Below are 18,621 nucleotides of genomic sequence, written 5' to 3' on the forward strand. Positions count from 1 at the left end.
TCGGCTTGCGCGCGACTTTCTGTTCATCACTTGCGGGTTGGCGCCTCATGCGCGTCGTGGCGAATGGCCAGACAGCCGCGGCTCGGCCGCGGATAGGAGAATCGGCATGATGGTTTGAGGTTAGGGCAAAGAGGTTTATGAATTCTTAACCATGTTTCGGCGCCCGGCATGTCGCAGCCCGGCTTGCGGACGGGTCTGCAAGGCCTATCTTTAAGGGAGCCGCTCTGCAGGCTCGAATGGTGTCTGTGCCAGGAGTTTCGGATGACAGTCCGTCCCCCAAAAGCCCTAGGCCCGAACTTCTCGACGGCCGGCGCCTTCAACGTGCTCGAATGCGAATTGATGTCCGAGCGCGCCGATGCGCTTGGCCGGCATGGCCTCAAGGTCGAAAAGGCGCTTGCAGCGCTTGCGGCATTGAAGGGAGATGTGGCGAGGGATCTACGCGAGCGGGTGCTCGACGAGGCGGCCGATGCCGTATGGGCCTTCCTCATTCAGCGGGAGATTTGCGGCCTGCGTGACAGCCGCGATGTGGTTCGCCGCTATGGCATACCCAAGGAGGTCATGGCGCGGCTCGGCATCGTGCGCCGAACGCCGTCAGAGGCTTAGCGCAGCGAGCCTATAGAGGCCGTTGTCGTCGAAGCGCAAAAAGGGGTCGGCTGCCGTGCGTTGGTCGGCAATATCTTCCATCTCGTCCTTGAGGTGGAGCGCCCGCAGATGCTGCTCCTCTTCGTCGAGCGACAGCTTGTCGGTTCTGCGCGTCGGGTCACCGCGCAGGCTGTTGAGCTGGGCTTCCTCGGTCGACGCAGGCTCCGTCGCGCTCTTCAGGCGGTCGACGGCATTTGCGGCTTGTGCAGCGCTTTGAGGTCCCTTGTCACTCGTCTCGCCGAGCGCAACCTTCAGTGCGTCGTTTTCCGGGCCGCCGGGGTTTTTGAGCGCCTCGACCAGCTCCGTAAGCGACAGTCCGAGCTTGTCGAGCCCCAGTTCTTCCTCGATTTTCGCAATGGCGGGCGATTCCAGCTGCTTCAGCTGGTTCTCGATTTCCCTTGCAAAGGCGGAATCGGACTTGAACGTTTCACGCTCGATGTCGAAAAATTTTCCGACCTCACGGATGAGCACGGCGCGGTTGTTGTTGGCGTCGTTGCGAGCATGATCGAAGAAATAGCCGTTGATCTTCTCGTTGGCGGCCTTTTGAGCGCCATCGGGCTCGACCTGCGCCCTCAGGAGCCGGTCGTCCTTTGTGCTCTTGGCCTTTTCTTCTTCCTCCGTCTGCCGCTTTTCGATGTCCTTGAGGATCGAGCCGACCAGATTGGTCGTCGCGGTGGCGGCAGATTGCTGGGTCGGAAGCAGCATGATTCATCCTGGCAGCACAGTGGATCGTTTTGAAACGGTAGGCTCTTGCAGTTAATGCCGGTTTAACTGGCGCTGCCGAGATGTTGGGGCACGCAAGCGCCGGTGATGGCGCGCAAAACTTCTAACTCCCGCTAATGCGGGGCGGAGAGAAGGTGCGCAGGCGGTATGGCCAGGCCGCGCCCCAATTAGGGCGCTAGAGCGTTTCTCGTGCGTTCATGCGGACGCGCCGCGCTCTAGCGATAGGGCGAATAGCAGACCTTGTAAGCGCCGCCGTAGCTCAAGAACCGGTTGGTTGCCGGATTGTAGGAACGGTAGCGCGACAGGCACCAGCTGACATGGGCGTTGCCGCCACCGACATACCGATCGCGATAGTAGTAGTTGCCGCCGTAGTAACGGCGGGGATAATAGCCGCGATTGTAGCCGTAGCGGGGATAGTAGCCGTAGCGGGGGTAGTATCCGCCGCCATAGTAACCGCCGCCGTAGTATCCGCCCGAGCCGAAGTAGAGGGTCAGGCCGGAGCCGCCATAGTAGGGGCTACCCCATCCGCGTCTGTAATAGGGGCCTCCCCAACCGCCTCGCCAGCCGTATCCGCCATATCCGCCGTAACGGCGGTGGTAATACTGCACATTCTGGACGTCGCCTTGTGCCTTGATCTGAAGGTCGGGCGCCTGAAGCGGCATCGCCTGCACAGGTCCGACGGGGGTGATCAGGGAGGCGGCGGCCAAGCTGCAGCCGATAACGAAATTGCGAAATCCCGTCATTTTGTCCTCGCTTTCGGAAAGCACTGCCTTCCGGTTGTGTCCCTGCCTGTATTACGTTTTCTTTTCTTGGTTTATTCATGGCAACGGGCAAGGAGCGCGTGGCGGAGAGCCACCGGATTTCCGTCCGTGCGTTGTCATGTCCAGAATGCGCCGGTCCGTGCCGCGCGTCACTGTAATATTTGCCCTGTTTTCCCCGAAACTGGGCAGCGGAGAATGCGATGCAGTTGAAGTTTGGTACCAGCGGCCTGCGTGGCCTTTCAGAGGAACTGAAGGGTGAGCCTTCGGCCCGCTACGCGACCGCGTTTGCGCGCTATCTTCTGACGTCCGGGCGCAGCCAGCCGGGTGACCCGATCGTGATCGCCCGCGACTTTCGCGATTCGAGCCCGGAAATCGCGGCAGTCTGTGCCTCGGCACTCGCGCGCGAAGGACTGCGCGTCTTCGATTGTGGCACGGTGCCGACGCCGGCGCTTGCGCTCTATGGCCGCGAATGCGGAGCCGCTGGTCTGATGATCACCGGCTCCCATATCCCGGCTGATCGAAACGGCATCAAGTTTTATCGGCCGGACGGCGAGATCGACAAGGAAGATGAGGTCGCCATCAGCCGGATTGCCGATGAAATCGCCGGGCAGATCGAGCCGGTCGCCAATCAGGGGATTGGTGAGGACCATGCGTCCCGCGCAGCCATGCTCTTCATCCAGCGAAACCGGCAGTTGTTGCCCGCCGGCGCGCTCGCCGGCCTCAAGGTCGGCGTCTACCAGCACAGCACCGTCGCGCGGGATCTTCTCGCCGATCTGATCGCCTTCTTTGGCGCCGAGGTCGTCGCCCTTGGACGTTCGGAACACTTTATCCCCGTCGATACCGAAGCGGTGTCCACCGACACGATCGAACGCCTTCAGGAATGGGCCCGCGAACACCGGCTCGATGCGATTGTATCGGCGGACGGCGACGGCGACCGGCCGCTGGTCGCGGACGAGAACGGCTTGCCGCTGCGCGGCGATCTCCTCGGGCTGATTGCCTGCGGCTTCCTCGGTGCTACGCTTGCCGTCACGCCGGTCACCTCGAATTCGGGCCTGGAGCGCAGGGAAGGGCTCTCCGTGCTGCGCACCCGTGTCGGGTCGCCCTTCGTGATCGCCGGAATGCAGGAGGCCCTGGACGAGGGGTCGACCAAGGTCGCCGGCTTCGAGGCCAATGGCGGCACGCTGACGGCCAGCCCCTTCGTCGTCAACGGCGCAACCCTCCAGCCGCTGCCCACCCGCGACTGCGTCCTGCCGATCGTCGCCGCATTGGCTGCGGCGGCAGAGGCCAAACTCTCGCTGTCGGTGCTGGCCGCCTCCTATCGGCTTCCCGTGGCGCTCAGCGACCGGCTCGAAAACTTCCCGGTCGAAACCAGCGCCCGGCTGATGGCCCATTTGCGCGGCGGCGACGAAAATCTCGCGGCATTCCTGGCGCCGATCGGCCGGCCGGTCGCCGTCAGCGACATCGACGGGCTGCGGGTGACGCTTGACGACGGTCGCATCATTCACTTCCGCCCCTCCGGAAATGCACCGGAGATGCGTTGCTATGTCGAGGCGGACACGGCCGAGGCGGCCGAGGGACTGCTGTCGAGCGGTCTATCCACAATCCGGCATTGGGCAAAAACCGCCTCGAACTGAGTTTTTTGTCCTCCGACACGAAAACTTCAAAAAGCCTGTTGACACTTCGACTCGAGCCTTTTACACACCCGCTCGTCGCCCAGATGGCGGAATTGGTAGACGCGCCAGCTTCAGGTGCTGGTACTCGAAAGGGTGTGGAGGTTCGAGTCCTCTTCTGGGCACCAAATTCCCAAACCAAATCTTTGATTTGGTTCTGAAAAACCCCGGTTCGCCGGGGTTTTTTCGTTTCTGGCGTTTGGCCGGATTCCGTGGCGATTTCCTGCCTTCCGAGCCTCGCTCTTCGACCAGGATGGTTGCATGCCCAGGATATTTTCGCGTGGTGCGCCTTGAAGCTTGGGCCGGCAGCATTGATATTCTATCGGCTATGAAGGGCAGGCTTTCCGCGTGAGGGCAGTCCCATGTTATCGTCCGCCGGGGCGGCGGCTTTGAGAAGGACGAAGCGATGTCTGAGACACGTCGCAAGCTGACGACCATATTCTCCGCGGACGTCCAGGACTACACGCGGCTGATGCGCGCCGACGAGGAGGGCACGCTCGCCACGTTGAAGCGCCATCGCGATGCCATGGGAAGGCTCATCGAGGCGCATGAGGGCCGTGTCGTCAACACCTGGGGTGATGGACTGATCGCCGAGTTTCCGAGCGTCGTGGAAGCGCTGCGCACCGCGATCGACGTGCAGAACGAACTCGCCGGCTGCAACGAGAAATGCGCGGCCGACGAGCAGATGCTGTTTCGCATCGGCATCAATCTCGGCGACGTGATCGCCGAGGGCGACGATCTCTACGGCGACGGCGTCAATGTTGCAGCCAGGCTGCAGGCGTCCGCGCCGGCTGGCGGCATCGTCATCTCCAATACCGTGTACGACCAGGTGCGCAACAAGGTCGCCGTCGGTTTCGATTTTCTGGGGCCTCTTGAGGTCAAGAACATCGATGGCGGTGTGCCGAGCTATGCCGTGCGCATCGGCGCGGACGATCCCCGTCCGACCTTTGCCGCAGAGACCTTCGGCCGCCGTGCTGAAGCAGCCGCTGCCGAGGCGGCCAAGCCGCGTCCGGAGCCGGTGGGCGTGATTGCGGCAATCAGGAGCGGATCGCTCCCGGTTCTCTACATCGTTGCCGCTGGCTTGGTCGCTCTCAACCTGTTGACCTGGAACGGAACCTTCTGGTCCGTCTGGCCGCTGCTTGGCCTCGCCATCCTTGCCGGCCTTGCCTGGATCAAGACCAACCCGTGGGTGGACCGCAGCATCGGCATACTGGTGCTCTCGGGATTGGTGCTTCTCACCATCAATCTCTTGACCTGGCGCGGCGTCTTCTGGGCCGTCTGGCCACTGCTCGCCTTCGCCGTGGTCGGCGGCATTCGCTGGGTCACCCGGCAGAACCGCCGCCTCGGCTCCTGACGTCTATTCGCGGCTTTCGGAGCCGGCCGACAAGTTGTCGTGTGTCTTCGGGCCGTCATCGAGGGCTTCCGGCTCTTTCGGCTCCGCGCCCAGCACTTCGTAAATCTCCAGGGCCGAGGCTCGGCCCTTGGCCTGCGCTGTGCCGAGCGGCCGGAAGTGGATCGTGCCACCCGTATGGGCAACGACCGCGCCGCTCGCCATGATCATCGTGCCGTAGTTCTTGTTCATGCCCTCGAGGCGCGAGGCGACGTTCACCGTGTCGCCCATGGCGGTGTATTGCAGCCGCTCCTTGGCGCCGACATTGCCGACGACGGCGGTGCCGGTGTGAATGCCGAAGCGTGTGCGGAACTCCGGCAGTCCTTTCTTGCGCTGTGCTTCGTTGAAGATGCTGAGGCGCTGCTGGACCGCGAGCGCGCACCGACAGGCATTCTCGGCGTGTTTGTCGTCCGGTGCCGGGGCGTTCCACATCGCAAAGACCGAATCGCCGAGGAACTGGATGATCGTGCCGTCGTGCTCGCCGACCGTCTCGCTGAAGATATCGAAATACTCCGACAGCATCGCCACCACCTCCTCGGGCGAATGCCGTTCGCTGAGCGTAGTGAAATCGTAGATGTCGGTGAAGAGCGCGGTGACTTCCTGACGCCAGGCGGAGCGGCCGCTGAAATGGCCGGATTCGATGCCCTTGCGCACCAGTTCCTTCGGCACATAGAGCGCAAAGGTGAAGATTGCATCGCGGGCCCGGTTCATGGCGCCGCCGAGGGTCGAGATTTCGCTGACATGCGAGGAAACATCGATCGGGGTGGTGAAGTCGAGGTCCTGCAGCCGGTTGGCGCTGGCGGTCAGCTGGTTGAGCCCCTTGGTAATCAGATGCGCCAGCACCAGCGAGGCGAGTACCGCCAAGGCTACCACGGCCCCGGAAATCGCCAGCCCCTGAACGAGCGTCTTGTTGGCGTCCGCCATCAATTCGTCGAGCGGTGCGGCCACCACGGCGCGGTTGCCGGAGAGAAGCAGCGCGGATTCGAGCGGCGTTACCATGACGAGGTAGGTGCGGTCCCCGACCTGGACGAAGTCGGCCTTGTCGGGCGCTGGTGGATGTTGGCGGATGCTCTGGATCAGCGGTTCGCTGTCGGCCTGCACGAGCGGGGCGTCCTTGTCCTTGGCAGCCATGATGCGTCGCATCATCACCCGGTCGGAATGGATGATCGGCCGGCCGACGGCATCGAGGATGAAGGACACCGAACCAGCAGTCAGCCGTTCGCGGGCGAGGAAGTCGGTGATCGTATCGAGCACGACATCGGCGCCGATGACGATCTGCGGATTGCCGCGATGCGCCTGCGAGATGGTCATGCCCAGTGTTTCGGTGGTGGCGCTTTCATAAGGGCCGGTCGAGACCGCGGCCTTGCCGTTAACGGCCGCGCGATACCAGGGCCGCGTGCGCGGGTCGAAGCTCGATGGCGGTAGCCGCCGTTCGGAGAATTGCGTGCCGTCCTTGTCGACGAAGAGAACGCGCTGGAGCGGCTTGCCGTTTGAGTCCCTTTCCATCGAGCGCACCGCAATGGCGGCGCCACGGGGCGCGTCGAGCGCCATGCGCCAGGCAACCTGCTTGAGGTCGACGACCTGAAAGAAGGCGCCGTTGGGATAGCCGACATACACCCCATCGATGTGCGGCGAGCGGGTGATGCCTTCACGAAGCACCGCCACCTTGTCGTTCATGCGTTCAGGCGGGGGCACGAGGAAGGAATTGGCGACGGAGGAGACGAGATTGACGAGGGCGGAAGTGTCGCCCGAGAGCACGCCCAGCCGGTCGACAAGGCGGTTCATGAAGCCGCGCATGTTGGCCTCGGCATCAGCGATCGCGGCGTTGCGCGAGCGATGGTAGTCAAGCCCGACAAGCGTCGCGGAAACGACGATCAGCATGGCGACCATGACGAGGCTGAACAGCGATCGCAGCGAACTGTTCCAGCCATCGCGTGCTTTGCCTTGTCGAGCGCCGGGCGCCGTGTCTACCATCGCGTTTCTCTGATCCCGTAACGATGCCTCGGCGACGACCTTAACGTGCAAGGTTGATCGCATGTGCAAGAAAAGTTAAATGCGAATCCCATAAAACACGTTAATCGGCGGGATGCACGATCCCGCCGAGATCCGCAGCGAAAAATGTCTCAGTTCATCGTTACCGGCTTCGAGCGCATGCGCGCGACGGTTTCGCGCTCGGCACGCTTGCAGCGCATCGGTGGCAGGCCGCGATCCATCAGGTCCATGTCTTCGAGCACCATGTCGCCCATTTTCTTGAAGGCGCTGTCGAGCGCGCCGGCGCGGTGCGCCGAACGCAGGAAGCCCGGCAGGCGGCGAACGGGATGGTCGAGCGGCAGGGGCTCCTCCGGAAAGACGTCGCTCGCCGCCACGATATGGCCGCTTGCGACCGCGGCCATCAGCGCCTCGAAATCGACGACGCCGGCGCGACTGAGGAGAATGAAGGCAGCACCCGGACGCATGCGGGCAAACGCCTTCTCGCCAAGGAAGCCTTCGTTCTCGCTGGTAACGGAAGCAACGACGAAGACGAAGTCGCTTTCGCCCAACACGGTCTCGAGCGATGCCGGTTCAACGCCATTGTCCCGCAGGATCGAGGCCGGCATCCAGGGGTCGAAGACGCGGATTTTCGCCCGGAAGCCGGAGAGCACGCGGTTCAGGGCCTTGCCGAGATCGCCGAAGCCGATGATGCCGATCTCGGAGCCGGAAAGCAGGCGCGCCGAACGGTTGCCATCGCCACCCCAGAGTTCGCGGCCTTCACGGAAGGAAAGGTCGGCGTCGACGACGCCGCGGGCGATGTTGAGCGCCATGGCGAGGCCGAGTTCCGCCACCGGCTCGGCAAAGACCTGCCCGGTGGTCACCACATGGATGCCGCGCTCGAACAGCACCTCATAGGGCATGTTGTTGATCAGGTTGCTTTCGACGTTGAGGATCGCCTTCAGCTGGCTCATGCGCCTGAGGGTGGCGTGGTCGAGCGGGGGCTGGCCGATGATGTAGTGGGCGTTGCCGAGCACGTCGTCGCCAAGGCCGGCGATATCCTCCGGGTCCGCTTCGACGATGCGGTAGCGGCGATGCAGGTCCTTGAGGGTTTCCGGTGTGAAGATGAGATCGAGCGTGCGTGGTGCGGGTGCACTGATGGCAAGCGGCCGGTTGTCGGGCATGGTTCCTCCCACTGCAGGTTTCCTTTGATCGGGTCGATCGAAGGATAAAAACATGCAGCACCTCAAAGCGCTACCGTGACCTTTGCGCGGCGCTGAGACGGAGGACGCCCATGCTCTGGCCGTGAGGCTAGGAACAGCTCCACCGCTTGCCAAGCGGCGTGGCGGTCCCGATGCTGTCTTCGCACGAGGATTGCTTGTCGTGTTTTTGCTTAGTAGCCGAGACCACGCTTCTGCCGATAGAGCGAAGGCGGCAGGTCGCTGCCCTGGAAGACCGGCCCGTCGCCACGGCGGCAGTTGTAGATCGTGTCGTAGATGGGGCCGCCGCGGGCCGACGATTCGAACGGATAGTTTCGGTCGACAAAGGTCTGCTCGCATACGGTTTGGTCGCCACCACCATTCAACGGATCCATCTGGCGCACGCCCGGCAGGTCCCGATAGGTCTGCGCCGGTGCCGGCATGGCCGTCAGCCCGATCGCCAGCGCGAGCGTGGAGAGAGCGAGGGCGGGTTGAAAAGACGTCATCGTCAGGACTTTCAAAGGGCAGCCGGCGGGCGGAACGTGACAACGGTATCGCCGACGCCAAACTTGCGCTATAGGCCACACCACTTCGTTTGATCTGGGGATTTTCGATGGCGAATGCAATACGGTTCCATGAAGGCGATATCTCCGCAGCCGACGCCGACCGTTATCGAGGCGCAATCGCGATCGACACGGAAACGCTCGGCCTCATCCCCCGCCGTGATCGCCTTTGCGTGGTGCAGCTGTCTCCGGGCGACGGTACGGCCGACGTGATCCGCATCGCAGCCGGCCAGAAGCAAGCGCCGAACCTCGTCGCCATGCTTGCCGATCCGGCCCGCCAGAAGATCTTCCATTTCGGCCGCTTCGATATCGCCGTCCTCTTCCATACCTTCGGGGTGACGACGACGCCGGTCTTCTGCACCAAGATCGCCTCGCGGCTGACCCGCACTTACACCGATCGCCACGGCCTCAAGGACAACCTCAAGGAAATGCTCGACGTCGACATTTCCAAGCAGCAGCAGTCGTCCGACTGGGCAGCAGAGACCCTGTCGCAGGCGCAGCTCGAATATGCCGCCTCCGACGTGCTGCACCTGCATGCGCTGCGCGACAAGCTGACGGCGCGCCTCATCCGCGATGGTCGCATCGAGCATGCCGAAGCCTGCTTCGCCTTCCTGCCGACGCGCTCCAAGCTTGACCTGCTTGGCTGGGACGAGACGGATATCTTCGCGCACAGCTGAGTTGTGCGGGGCTGTTATGGCGTCAGGTAAAGGACGACCGCATAACGTGCGGCCTTGCCGATGGTGACGAACAGCAGGAACAGCGGCAGCTTCATGCGCAGCAATCCGGCGACCAGCGTCAGTGGGTCGCCGATGACCGGCAGCCAGGAAAGAAGCAGCACCGGCTGGCCGTAGCGGGCAAAGAGCGCCTCTGCCTTTTGCCGATTGGTCGGCGAAACTGGAAACCACCGGCGCCCCTCGAAGCGGATCAGAAAACGCCCGAGCGCAAAATTGACGACGGCGCCGAGCACGTTGCCTGATGTCGCGGCGATGAAGAGGGCAGGGCGGCTCGTTTCGCCGTGCAGGGCGGCGGCCACGATCGCAGCTTCCGACATGCCGAAAAGCAACGTCGCCGACAGGAAGGCCGCGGAAAAGACGCCGGCAAGAATTCCGAAATCCAGGATCAGCTCCTGTCCGTATGACCGAGATCGCGCTCCGGCTCGATGATGTCGCGGATGCGCTGCTTCAGTTCCTTCGGCCCGGGGAAACCGCCGTCCCGCTTGCGCTCCCAGATGAGCGCGTCATCGACGCGGATCTCGAAATTGCCGCCGGTGCCGGGAATGAGCGCCACTTCGCCGAGCGACTGCCCGAACGTCTGCAGCAGTTCCTGCGCCATCCAGCCGGCGCGAAGCAGCCAGTTGCACTGGGTGCAGTAAAGGATGGTGATGCGCGGCTTCTGGTCCATCGGGTGTCTCGGATGTGCTTCGGGCGGCGACCATAGCGGTCGCCTCAGTTGGAAACAACTGCGTTCCGGGGCTCATGCTCACGCTGCGCTCACACGATTGTCAACCAATTTAGTCATGTTTTTATCGGCGGATAGCTTGCTTTGCGCGGTCGTCGCGGCGAGACAATGCGGCATTGCACAAATTGTCGCACCCAACCGCCGGAGAGGCCCCTTAATGACCGACGTCACCGTTTCCAGTTCCCGCCCGCGCGCCATCCTGCCGGCGCTGGAAAAGATCTATCTGCCGCTCAATACATCCGCCGAAACGCTGTTGCGTGTGCTCGCCGGCGCTCTGCTTGCGGTTCACGGTTTTGGCAAGATCACCAATCCCTTCGGCGCGATTGGCATGGTCGAGGGCCTCGGCTTCTATCCCGGCGTCTTCTGGTCGCCGCTGCTCGCCGCGACCGAATTCTTCGGCGGCATTTTGATCGCGATCGGTTTGTTGACGCGCCCGGCCGCCTTTGCCGGCATGATCGTTCTGCTCGTCACCGTCTACTTCCATGGCATCGTGCAGGGTGAGGGCCTCTTCGGCGCAGAGAAGTCGATCCTCTGGGCAGCGATCCTGTTCTTCTTCGCCATCCGCGGCGCCAACAGCCAGTCTGTCGACGCCAAGCTCGGCAAGCAGTTCTGATCGAACGAACGACGCTTAGAAAAACGGGGAGGCGGTGAAAACCGGCCTCCCCGTTTTCGTCTTGCAGCTGGTGAGGCTTTCGCCGTCGCGACCTCTCAGGCGCTTTCCTTCGCCGTCACGCTGCGAATGGTCATCCGGTGGACCTTGCCCGACCGGTCCTGCCAGTCGATCGACTGGCCGACGGAGAGCCCGATCAGCGCCGCGCCGACAGGGGTCAGCACAGAGATGCGGCCGGCCTCGATATCGGCCTCGCCGGGATAGACGAGCGTTACCTGCTTGGCAAAACCATTGTCCGCCTCGAAGGCGACGGTGGAGCCCATCTGCACGCTGTCGGCGGGCAGCGCGTCGGGCGCGCCGACCCGGGCGCGGTCGAGTTCAAAGAGCAGTGCCTCGGCCACATCAGGCACGCGCTCGAGCGCGGAGGAGGCGAGCGCCGTCAGCCGCTTGTGGTCTTCGGCATTGATGATGATCGGGGGAAGTTTCTTGCGGGTTGCCGCCATGATGGGACCTGACACGTTCAATCGAAGCGCACGACAGGGCGCAATCGAATAGGTTTTCTGGAGATTAGGCGCTCGTTCAGCCGCGCTCGGAAATTTCTTCTGCCGACGCGAAAGGCTCCCCTGACCCGGAGAGCGCAAGCGTCCGGGCTGGGGTCAGGTTCCTGCGATCGGGCACACCCGGAAGCAGCAATGAGAAGAAATCGTCGGCATCATCATGTCCCAAGGGTCGGAAAGTTCGCTCACGAAGTCAAGGCCCGCATGAACCCGTCCGCATCATCGCATCGCTATGTGACCTCTTGAACAGTGGCCGCGCTCGTGGTCAATCTCCACGGTCGATGCGAAGGGAATGCGATGATGCGGGTGCTGGTGGTTGAAAACATGGCGAAGACCGAGCTCGGCCAGGTCGGCACGGCGCTTCGCGAGGCAAAGGCCGAGATCGAGATCCGCCGCGCCTATCTCGGCGAGGCCGTTCCTGAAACACCGGAAGGATACGACGCACTGGTGGTGCTTGGCGGCGAGCAGAGCGCGCTCGACGATGCCGCCTATCCCTATCTGCCTGATCTTGCCGCGCTGATGCGCCGCTTCGGTGACAGCGGCCGTTCCGTGCTCGGCATCTGCCTCGGCAGCCAGCTTCTCGCCCGCGCCTATGGGGGCCGGAACCTGCTGGGCGAGGCCAAGGAGTTCGGTTGGTGCGAGGTGGAGGTGCGCGGCGAAGGCGCCGAGGACCCGGTCCTTTCCAGCGTCGGTGAGAGCTTCCCGATCTTCCAGTGGCACGGAGATACTTTCACGCTGCCCGAGGGGGCTGTCCATCTCGCCGAAAACGCCGTCACCCGACATCAGGCCTTCCGCGTCGGCCGCGCCGCCTACGGCACCCAATTCCACTTCGAGGCCGACACACACCTCGTCGAAGACTGGAACCGCGCTTTCCCGGACACCATCAAGCGGCTCGATCCGACCTGGCTTGCGCGCTATCGCGAACACGCCGCGCGCCACGGCCGGCAGGCGGATGCCGCGGGCCTGTCTCTTGCCCGCGCCTGGGTCGCGACGATCGTTCGCCATCAGGGCGGCGCGGTGAATGAGGAACCGGCGTTGGAGGAGGTTACCGGATGAACGAGGCACTAAACGGCGGCTGCTTCTGCGGCAGGATCCGCTATCGGCTGAAGGCGGCGCCGATGTTCGTCAACTGCTGCCATTGCAGCGATTGCCAGCGCCAGGTCGGTAGCGCCTTCGTCGTCAACGGCGTGATCGAGCGCGACAATATCGAACTCATTGAGGGCGAGCCGGTCGTCGTGACGCTTCCGACGGACAGCGGCCGTCCGCATGATGTCTACCGCTGTGCCGAATGCCAGACGGCCCTCTGGAGCGACTACGGCCGGCGCGGCTGGCTTTCCTTCGTCCGGATCGCAAGCCTTGACCGCCCGTCGGACTTCCCGCCGGATGCGCATATCTTCACCCGCTCCAAGGTTGCTTGGCTGTCGCTCGAGGGCGGCGCACCGGCTTTCGAGATTTATTACGACATGAAGACGATGTGGCCGCCGGAAAGCCTGGCACGGCGCGAAGCCGCGGAAGCGAAAGCAAAAGCGTGACAGCCAGCGAACGCGACAAGATGGCAGCCGGAGAATGGTACTCCTGCCTCGTCGACGAACTCGAGGCGCTTCGGATGACGGCACGCAATGCTGTCCATCAGCACAACGCCATGGCGCCGATCGAGCGTGGAAACATGGCGTCGGCGCTGCGGGTGCTGTTCGGTGCGGTCGCTGACGACGTCTTCATCGAGGCGCCATTCCATTGCTCCTACGGCATCAACATCCACCTTGGCGCCCGCGTCTATCTCAATGCCGGCTGCACGATCCTCGACAGCGGCCGCGTGGCGATCGGGGCGGGGACGATGCTGGGGCCGAACGTGCAGATCTATTGCGCCGAGCACCACAGGGATGCCGTGCTTCGCGGCCAAGGCCTCGAAGTCGCCAAGCCGGTGACGATCGGTGCCGATGTCTGGATCGGCGGCGGCGCGATCATTCTCGGCGGTGTCACGATCGGGGATGGCGCGATCGTCGGTGCGGGCTCGGTGGTGACGAAGGACGTGGCGGCCGGCGCCGTGGTCGCCGGCAACCCGGCGCGGCCGCTCCGCCGCGTGTCTACGTAAGGCGATTTCAGGAGGAATGATTTTTGATGACGATTGAGATGAAGACGATCCACGTGCGCCCGGCGCGGCCAGAAGATGCACCTGCGTTGTGCGCTTTCCTCAACGAGATCATCGCGATCGGTGGCACCACGGCCCATCAGACGCCGTTCACGCCTGAGAGCTTCGTGGCGCACTATCTCGCCGGCCCGGGCTTCGTCAGTTGTTTCGTCGCCGAGGACGAGGCGGGTGAGCCTTGCGCCTTCCAGGCGCTCGACCGCTGGGACGGCATACCGCAGGATTGGGCCGACATCGGCACGTTCTCGCGCCCCGACAACAAGGTGCCCGGCGCCGGCACGGCGCTCTTTAAGGCCACCTGCGACTTCGCCCGCTCGATCGGCCTGAAAGCCCTCAACGCCACCATCCGTGCGGACAATGTCAGCGGGCTCAGCTATTACGGCAAGATGGGTTTCGTCGACTACAAGGTCGACAAGGCGGTGCCGCTGAAGGACGGGCAGTTGGTGGATCGCATTTCGAAGCGGTACGTGCTTGAGGACGGATGAGGCGAGCACTGCCGCTCTGGCAGCGCCACCCTCCCGGTCTTCATCCCCGGGCCTGAAGTTCAGTCCGGGGAGGCAGCCGACATCATAGGATGGATCCGTCTTGAGGAGATCGGCCCCACGCCTTGGCGAGAGGCGTCGGCGATAAAAGAGCGTCGACGCTCGCCAAGGGCATCTCTTGAAAGCGTGCCGCTCTAACGGCAGCTTCTGTTCACCATGGCAATGATCGTCTCGTAAAGCTCGTCCTGAGCCTCGTCGGCGGTGATTTCGCTCGTCGCTGCAGCGTGGGACAAGCCATCGGCTGCGCCGAGCATTGCCCAGAAACCGGCCTGTGCGATGCCCCTCTGCCCGATGAACGGGCCCAGCACCTTTCGGCACTTTTCGATATAGACCAGCTGATAGTCCCGTTTAACGGCCGCAAGCTCGGGCGAGCCGGCGAGGGCCGCCAGCACGCCGGGCATCTCGCGACCCTGCGTGAGCACGCAGTCGACATAGGAGGCGGCAATCGTCCTGACTGTCGCTTCCAGCGTTGGGTCGCTCGCGGCAATGGCAGCGTCCATCACCACCGTCTGGCGCACATCAAAATCCTGGTAGAGCGCGGCGAGCAGTCCGTTGCGTGTTCCGAAATGATCATAGACGACCGGCTTGGCGACGGCCGCTTCCTCGGCCAGGCGCGGCAGCGTCAGCACATCGGTCCCTTCCTCGCGAACGAGCCTCCAGGCGACGTCCAGCAGCTGGCGTAGCCGCTGCTCGCGGGTGAGGCGAACGCGTTTGGCGGTGACCGTGTCTCTTTCCATGGTGCTTGACATCACTATATACCAAAAGTAACTTACCTTAAGTATATAGAAGATATCTCCCAACCGCAACCATCCGCCTCCTCACGGGCGGCGGCCGAAGCGGCATGCCGACGCGTGCCGTTTGCAAAGGATTCGTGCCCAATGACTGACGTCTCACTCCCTCACTCCCAAGGCCGAAGCGCATGGCTCGGCCTCATCGCCGTGCTGCCACTGGTCCTCATCGTGGCCATGGATGGCTCCATCCTCTATCTCGCCATGCCGCGCGTGACTTCGGCTCTCTTGCCCACCGCCGACCAGGCGCTCTGGATCCTCGATATCTACGGTTTCGTCGTCGGTTCGCTGCTGATTGCCTTCGGCAATATCGGCGATCGCTACGGGCGGTTGAAGCTGATCATGATCGGCGCGGTGATCTTCGGTGCAGGATCGCTCGGTGCGGCCTATGCGCAGTCGCCCATGGCGTTGATTGCTTCCCGGGCGCTGATGGGGCTCGGCGGCGCGACATTGCTGCCCTCGGGGCTGGCAATCGTCAGCGCGCTGTTTCCGGATCCGCGACTGCGGGCGCAGGCGATCGGCATCTTCGCCGCCACCTTTGCAGCCGGCTTCGCCATCGGTCCGGTTATCGGCGGCATCCTGTTGCAGCGGCTCGAGTGGGGCGTGGTGTTCCTGATTAACGTTCCCGTCGTGCTCGGCTTCCTGGTCGCCGCACCCATTCTGCTTCGCGAGGTGCGCTCCACGACCTATGGCCGCATTGACCTGCCAAGCCTTGTCCTGTCCTTTGCCGGTATCCTGCTCACCACCTATTCGCTGAAGACCGCGGCCGCCTACGGCTTCACGCCGCTGCAGACGCTTGCCGGGATCGTCGGCGTCCTCGCCATCGCGTTGTTTATTCGCAGGCAAACGCGGATCGCCTATCCGCTGCTCGACCTCGGCCTGTTCCGGGACCGCATCTTTTCCATCGCCATTCTCACCGGCCTCCTGCCGCTGGTCGTCTGGTCCGCCGTCGGTTACCTCTCGGGCATCTATCTGCAATCGGTCCTCGGCTTCGATGTTTTTACCGCAGCACTTTTGACCTTGCCCGGCGCCGTCGTGCTGATGGCGACTTGTGTCGGGACAGCGCGCATCGTCGATGTGGTCGGCCGCAAGACGGCGCTTGTTGCGACGCATTTCCTGATCGCAGCCGGCCTCTTTCTACTGCTCCTCACGAGCACCGAGGCGGGCGTGGCAGCGCTCATCGCCTCGACTGTGGTTGCGGGCATCGGCTACGGCCTCTCCTTCAGCCTCGTCGCCGAGATCGCCGTGTCGGCGGTGCCTGCGGAACGCGCCGGTGCCGCGGGCTCGATCGCCGAGACCAGCAACGAACTCGGAAATGCGCTCGGTATCACACTTTTGGGTTCACTGGCGGCACTCAGCTTCCGGCTGCTCGGCCCCGGCGTGGCCGGCACGCTGAACGAAACCCTCGATCATCCGGGCCTTGCTTCTGAAACGGTGCTGCAGGCCAAGGAAGCCTTCCTCACCGGTCTTCACATCGCGACCGGCGTCGGCGCCCTGTCGCTGCTCGCATTGGGCATCATCGCCTGGCTCTGGCTGCCGAAGAAGCTGCCGGAGTAACCGTCGTGAGAGGTCACTGTGAGACGCCGTGGCCCAGAATAACGGAGTAGCTAGTCCGGGAAACCACGCCTGCGTGCGACCAATCCTGCTGCTCCAGCATCGCCTCACCTTCACAAACCAAAAAGGGCGACCCGAGGGCCGCCCTTTCAAACGTTGAAACATGCAGCGCTGCCGCTTATTCGTCGCCCATCTTGAGGGCGGCGATGAAGGCTTCCTGCGGGATCTCCACCTTGCCGAACTGGCGCATGCGCTTCTTGCCGGCCTTCTGCTTTTCGAGCAGCTTGCGCTTGCGGGTGGCGTCGCCGCCATAGCACTTGGCCGTCACGTCCTTGCGCAGAGCCGAGATGGTTTCGCGGGCAATGACGTTGCCGCCGATCGCCGCCTGGATCGGGATCTTGAACATGTGCTTCGGGATCAGCTCCTTGAGCTTCTCGCACATTTCGCGGCCGCGCTTTTCGGCCGCCATCCGGTGCACCATCATCGACAAGGCGTCGACCGGCTCGCCATTGACGAGGATCGACATCTTCACAAGGTTGCCTTCCTTGTGCTCGGTGATCTGGTAGTCGAACGAGGCATAACCCTTGGAGATCGACTTCAGGCGGTCGTAGAAATCGAACACGACTTCGTTGAGCGGCAGGTCGTAGGTCAACATCGCGCGGGTGCCGACATAGGTCAGCTCGATCTGGATGCCGCGGCGGTCCTGGCAGAGCTTGAGGATGCCGCCGAGATAGTCGTCGGGGGTCAGGATCGTCGCGCGGATCCACGGCTCGTGGATTTCGGCGATCTTGACGACGTCGGGCATGTCGGCCGGGTTGTGCAGTTCGCGCTCCGAGCCGTCGGTCATGAACAGCTTGTAGACGACCGAAGGGGCCGTCGCGATCAGGTCGAGGTCGAACTCGCGTTCGAGCCGCTCCTGGATGATTTCAAGATGCAGAAGCCCAAGGAAGCCGCAGCGGAAGCCGAAGCCGAGTGCTGCCGAGGATTCCATTTCGAACGAGAACGAGGCGTCGTTGAGGCGCAGCTTGCCCATCGCCGAGCGCAGGTCCTCGAAGTCGGCGGCGTCTACCGGGAAGAGACCGCAGAAGACCACCGGCTGCGCCGGTTTGAAGCCCGGCAGCGCCTTGTCGGTCGGGCGCTTGTCCTCGGTGATGGTATCGCCGACGCGGGTGTCGGCCACTTCCTTGATCGAGGCGGTGATGAAACCGATCTCGCCCGGGCCGAGCGCATCCATCGCCACCATCTTCGGGGTCAGCACGCCGACGCGCTCGATCGTGTACTTGGCGTCGGTGCCCATCATGCGGATGGTCATGCCCTTCTTGAGCGTGCCGTCGATGATGCGCACGAGAACCATGACGCCGAGATAGGTGTCGTACCAGCTGTCGACGAGCAGGGCCTTCAACGGCGCCGTATCGCCGCCGTCGCTCTTCGGCGCCGGAAGCCTGGTGACGATCGCTTCGAGCACATCGGGAATGCCGAGGCCGGTCTTTGCCGAAATCAGCACCGCGTCGGATGCGTCGATGCCGATGACTTCCTCGATCTGTTCCTTGATGCGGTCGGGTTCTGCCGCCGGCAGGTCGATCTTGTTGAGCACGGTGACGAGCTCGTGGTTGTTGTCGATCGCCTGGTAGACGTTGGCGAGCGTCTGGGCTTCGACGCCCTGGGATGCGTCGACGACCAGCAGCGAGCCTTCGCAGGCCGACAGCGAGCGCGAGACTTCGTAGGCGAAGTCGACGTGGCCGGGCGTGTCGATGAGGTTCAGCACATAGGTTTCGCCGTCATTGGCCTTGTAGTGCAGACGCACCGTCTGGGCCTTGATGGTGATGCCGCGCTCGCGTTCGATATCCATGCTGTCGAGCACCTGCTCGGACATCTCGCGTTCGGCGAGGCCGCCGGTGGACTGGATCAGCCGGTCGGCAAGCGTCGACTTGCCGTGGTCGATGTGGGCCACGATCGAGAAGTTGCGGATATGCGAAAGGGGCGTTTTCGAAGATGTTGTGCTCATGGGCCGCATATAGCAGTGCCTTCAATCGCCGCAAAGCGGGAAATG

General features: G+C 63.3%; 20 protein-coding genes and 1 tRNA gene. 11 read left to right on the top strand and 10 right to left on the bottom strand.

Features of this window, described 5'->3' with window-relative positions; translation table 11 throughout:
- Window positions 1–261: 261 nt before the first annotated feature.
- Entirely contained in the window at window positions 262–603 is a 342-nt protein-coding gene (locus tag ASD63_RS14055) for a DUF6665 family protein (protein WP_034804722.1), read from the top strand.
- Here ASD63_RS14055 and ASD63_RS14060 read toward each other — a convergent pair.
- A complete protein-coding gene (locus ASD63_RS14060; protein ID WP_034804720.1) occupies window positions 592–1,347 on the bottom strand; it encodes a hypothetical protein in 756 nt (251 codons plus the stop codon). The two genes, ASD63_RS14055 and ASD63_RS14060, sit on opposite strands and share 12 nt — an antisense overlap.
- Before the next feature lie 233 nt (window positions 1,348–1,580).
- A complete protein-coding gene (locus ASD63_RS14065; protein ID WP_034805252.1) occupies window positions 1,581–2,108 on the bottom strand; it encodes a BA14K family protein in 528 nt (175 codons plus the stop codon).
- A 224-nt stretch (window positions 2,109–2,332) separates the two neighbouring features.
- Between ASD63_RS14065 and ASD63_RS14070 the strand changes: the two genes are divergently transcribed.
- From ASD63_RS14070 to ASD63_RS14080, 3 genes are all read left to right on the top strand, one after another.
- Window positions 2,333–3,760 carry a phosphomannomutase gene (locus ASD63_RS14070; protein WP_034805249.1) on the top strand — a complete coding sequence of 476 codons (1,428 nt, stop codon included), beginning with the start codon at window positions 2,333–2,335 and terminating at the stop codon, window positions 3,758–3,760.
- A 77-nt stretch (window positions 3,761–3,837) separates the two neighbouring features.
- Window positions 3,838–3,924, top strand: a tRNA-Leu gene (locus ASD63_RS14075).
- A gap of 278 nt (window positions 3,925–4,202) precedes the next feature.
- A complete protein-coding gene (locus ASD63_RS14080; RefSeq protein WP_029742396.1) occupies window positions 4,203–5,150 on the top strand; it encodes an adenylate/guanylate cyclase domain-containing protein in 948 nt (315 codons plus the stop codon).
- Window positions 5,151–5,153: 3 nt separating this feature from the next.
- Here the strand turns inward: ASD63_RS14080 and ASD63_RS14085 are convergent, their stop codons facing one another.
- The 3 genes from ASD63_RS14085 to ASD63_RS14095 all read right to left on the bottom strand — a co-directional run bounded on the left by ASD63_RS14085 (window position 5,154) and on the right by ASD63_RS14095 (window position 8,859).
- On the bottom strand, window positions 5,154–7,160 hold the full coding sequence (locus tag ASD63_RS14085; RefSeq protein ID WP_082572887.1) for an adenylate/guanylate cyclase domain-containing protein: 2,007 nt from the start codon (window positions 7,158–7,160) through the stop codon (window positions 5,154–5,156).
- Window positions 7,161–7,309: 149 nt separating this feature from the next.
- Entirely contained in the window at window positions 7,310–8,338 is a 1,029-nt protein-coding gene (locus tag ASD63_RS14090; RefSeq protein ID WP_034804717.1) for a hydroxyacid dehydrogenase, read from the bottom strand.
- 209 nt (window positions 8,339–8,547) lie between these two features.
- A complete protein-coding gene (locus ASD63_RS14095; protein ID WP_029742399.1) occupies window positions 8,548–8,859 on the bottom strand; it encodes a hypothetical protein in 312 nt (103 codons plus the stop codon).
- 107 nt (window positions 8,860–8,966) lie between these two features.
- Here ASD63_RS14095 and ASD63_RS14100 point away from each other — a divergent pair, with 107 nt between their 5' ends.
- Window positions 8,967–9,593, top strand: a complete 627-nt coding sequence (locus ASD63_RS14100) for a ribonuclease D (RefSeq protein ID WP_029742400.1) — start codon at window positions 8,967–8,969, stop codon at window positions 9,591–9,593.
- 14 nt (window positions 9,594–9,607) lie between these two features.
- Here the strand turns inward: ASD63_RS14100 and ASD63_RS14105 are convergent, their stop codons facing one another.
- A complete protein-coding gene (locus ASD63_RS14105) occupies window positions 9,608–9,952 on the bottom strand; it encodes a YqaA family protein (RefSeq protein ID WP_082566375.1) in 345 nt (114 codons plus the stop codon).
- Between the two features lie 83 nt (window positions 9,953–10,035).
- Window positions 10,036–10,317, bottom strand: a complete 282-nt coding sequence (locus ASD63_RS14110; protein WP_029742402.1) for a SelT/SelW/SelH family protein — start codon at window positions 10,315–10,317, stop codon at window positions 10,036–10,038.
- Window positions 10,318–10,531: 214 nt separating this feature from the next.
- Between ASD63_RS14110 and ASD63_RS14115 the strand changes: the two genes are divergently transcribed.
- The gene (locus ASD63_RS14115; protein WP_029742404.1) at window positions 10,532–10,987 is read left to right on the top strand and encodes a DoxX family protein; all 456 of its coding nucleotides are present in this window, start codon (window positions 10,532–10,534) and stop codon (window positions 10,985–10,987) included.
- Between the two features lie 95 nt (window positions 10,988–11,082).
- Here the strand turns inward: ASD63_RS14115 and rnk are convergent, their stop codons facing one another.
- Complete coding sequence (rnk, locus tag ASD63_RS14120; RefSeq protein ID WP_029742406.1) at window positions 11,083–11,487, bottom strand: nucleoside diphosphate kinase regulator; 405 nt, start codon at window positions 11,485–11,487, stop codon at window positions 11,083–11,085.
- Window positions 11,488–11,841: 354 nt separating this feature from the next.
- Here rnk and ASD63_RS14125 point away from each other — a divergent pair, with 354 nt between their 5' ends.
- The 4 genes from ASD63_RS14125 to ASD63_RS14140 are packed head-to-tail and all read left to right on the top strand — an operon-like array spanning window position 11,842 to window position 14,172.
- A complete protein-coding gene (locus tag ASD63_RS14125; RefSeq protein WP_034805243.1) occupies window positions 11,842–12,597 on the top strand; it encodes a type 1 glutamine amidotransferase in 756 nt (251 codons plus the stop codon).
- A complete protein-coding gene (locus tag ASD63_RS14130) occupies window positions 12,594–13,073 on the top strand; it encodes a GFA family protein (protein ID WP_034804714.1) in 480 nt (159 codons plus the stop codon). The genes ASD63_RS14125 and ASD63_RS14130 overlap by 4 nt, the downstream gene beginning before the upstream one ends.
- Window positions 13,070–13,633, top strand: a complete 564-nt coding sequence (locus ASD63_RS14135) for a sugar O-acetyltransferase (RefSeq protein WP_034804712.1) — start codon at window positions 13,070–13,072, stop codon at window positions 13,631–13,633. The genes ASD63_RS14130 and ASD63_RS14135 overlap by 4 nt, the downstream gene beginning before the upstream one ends.
- A 26-nt stretch (window positions 13,634–13,659) precedes the next feature.
- Window positions 13,660–14,172, top strand: a complete 513-nt coding sequence (locus tag ASD63_RS14140; RefSeq protein ID WP_034804709.1) for a GNAT family N-acetyltransferase — start codon at window positions 13,660–13,662, stop codon at window positions 14,170–14,172.
- Window positions 14,173–14,363: 191 nt separating this feature from the next.
- Here the strand turns inward: ASD63_RS14140 and ASD63_RS14145 are convergent, their stop codons facing one another.
- Window positions 14,364–14,966, bottom strand: a complete 603-nt coding sequence (locus ASD63_RS14145) for a helix-turn-helix domain-containing protein (protein ID WP_226020639.1) — start codon at window positions 14,964–14,966, stop codon at window positions 14,364–14,366.
- Window positions 14,967–15,107: 141 nt separating this feature from the next.
- Between ASD63_RS14145 and ASD63_RS14150 the strand changes: the two genes are divergently transcribed.
- Window positions 15,108–16,574: an MFS transporter gene (locus ASD63_RS14150; RefSeq protein ID WP_034804703.1), complete on the top strand. Its 1,467-nt coding sequence runs from the start codon at window positions 15,108–15,110 to the stop codon at window positions 16,572–16,574.
- A gap of 175 nt (window positions 16,575–16,749) precedes the next feature.
- Here ASD63_RS14150 and lepA read toward each other — a convergent pair whose 3' ends face one another.
- Complete coding sequence (gene lepA, locus ASD63_RS14155) at window positions 16,750–18,585, bottom strand: translation elongation factor 4 (protein ID WP_034804700.1); 1,836 nt, start codon at window positions 18,583–18,585, stop codon at window positions 16,750–16,752.
- Window positions 18,586–18,621 lie beyond the last annotated feature (36 nt).

Origin of the sequence: Ensifer sp. Root558 (assembly GCF_001427045.1) — a bacterium.
GTDB classification, from domain to species: domain Bacteria; phylum Pseudomonadota; class Alphaproteobacteria; order Rhizobiales; family Rhizobiaceae; genus Ensifer; species Ensifer adhaerens.

Bases quoted from the DNA above. Each gene is read 5' to 3' on its own strand.
- ASD63_RS14055 (WP_034804722.1), top strand. From the start codon at position 262: ATGACAGTCCGTCCCCCAAAAGCCCTAGGCCCGAACTTCTCGACGGCC.
- ASD63_RS14060 (WP_034804720.1), bottom strand. From the start codon at position 1,347: ATGCTGCTTCCGACCCAGCAATCTGCCGCCACCGCGACGACCAATCTG.
- ASD63_RS14065 (WP_034805252.1), bottom strand. From the start codon at position 2,108: ATGACGGGATTTCGCAATTTCGTTATCGGCTGCAGCTTGGCCGCCGCC.
- ASD63_RS14080 (WP_029742396.1), top strand. From the start codon at position 4,203: ATGTCTGAGACACGTCGCAAGCTGACGACCATATTCTCCGCGGACGTC.
- ASD63_RS14085 (WP_082572887.1), bottom strand. From the start codon at position 7,160: ATGGTAGACACGGCGCCCGGCGCTCGACAAGGCAAAGCACGCGATGGC.
- ASD63_RS14090 (WP_034804717.1), bottom strand. From the start codon at position 8,338: ATGCCCGACAACCGGCCGCTTGCCATCAGTGCACCCGCACCACGCACG.
- ASD63_RS14095 (WP_029742399.1), bottom strand. From the start codon at position 8,859: ATGACGTCTTTTCAACCCGCCCTCGCTCTCTCCACGCTCGCGCTGGCG.
- ASD63_RS14100 (WP_029742400.1), top strand. From the start codon at position 8,967: ATGGCGAATGCAATACGGTTCCATGAAGGCGATATCTCCGCAGCCGAC.
- ASD63_RS14110 (WP_029742402.1), bottom strand. From the start codon at position 10,317: ATGGACCAGAAGCCGCGCATCACCATCCTTTACTGCACCCAGTGCAAC.
- ASD63_RS14115 (WP_029742404.1), top strand. From the start codon at position 10,532: ATGACCGACGTCACCGTTTCCAGTTCCCGCCCGCGCGCCATCCTGCCG.
- rnk (WP_029742406.1), bottom strand. From the start codon at position 11,487: ATGGCGGCAACCCGCAAGAAACTTCCCCCGATCATCATCAATGCCGAA.
- ASD63_RS14125 (WP_034805243.1), top strand. From the start codon at position 11,842: ATGCGGGTGCTGGTGGTTGAAAACATGGCGAAGACCGAGCTCGGCCAG.
- ASD63_RS14130 (WP_034804714.1), top strand. From the start codon at position 12,594: ATGAACGAGGCACTAAACGGCGGCTGCTTCTGCGGCAGGATCCGCTAT.
- ASD63_RS14140 (WP_034804709.1), top strand. From the start codon at position 13,660: ATGACGATTGAGATGAAGACGATCCACGTGCGCCCGGCGCGGCCAGAA.
- ASD63_RS14145 (WP_226020639.1), bottom strand. From the start codon at position 14,966: ATGGAAAGAGACACGGTCACCGCCAAACGCGTTCGCCTCACCCGCGAG.
- ASD63_RS14150 (WP_034804703.1), top strand. From the start codon at position 15,108: ATGACTGACGTCTCACTCCCTCACTCCCAAGGCCGAAGCGCATGGCTC.
- lepA (WP_034804700.1), bottom strand. From the start codon at position 18,585: ATGCGGCCCATGAGCACAACATCTTCGAAAACGCCCCTTTCGCATATC.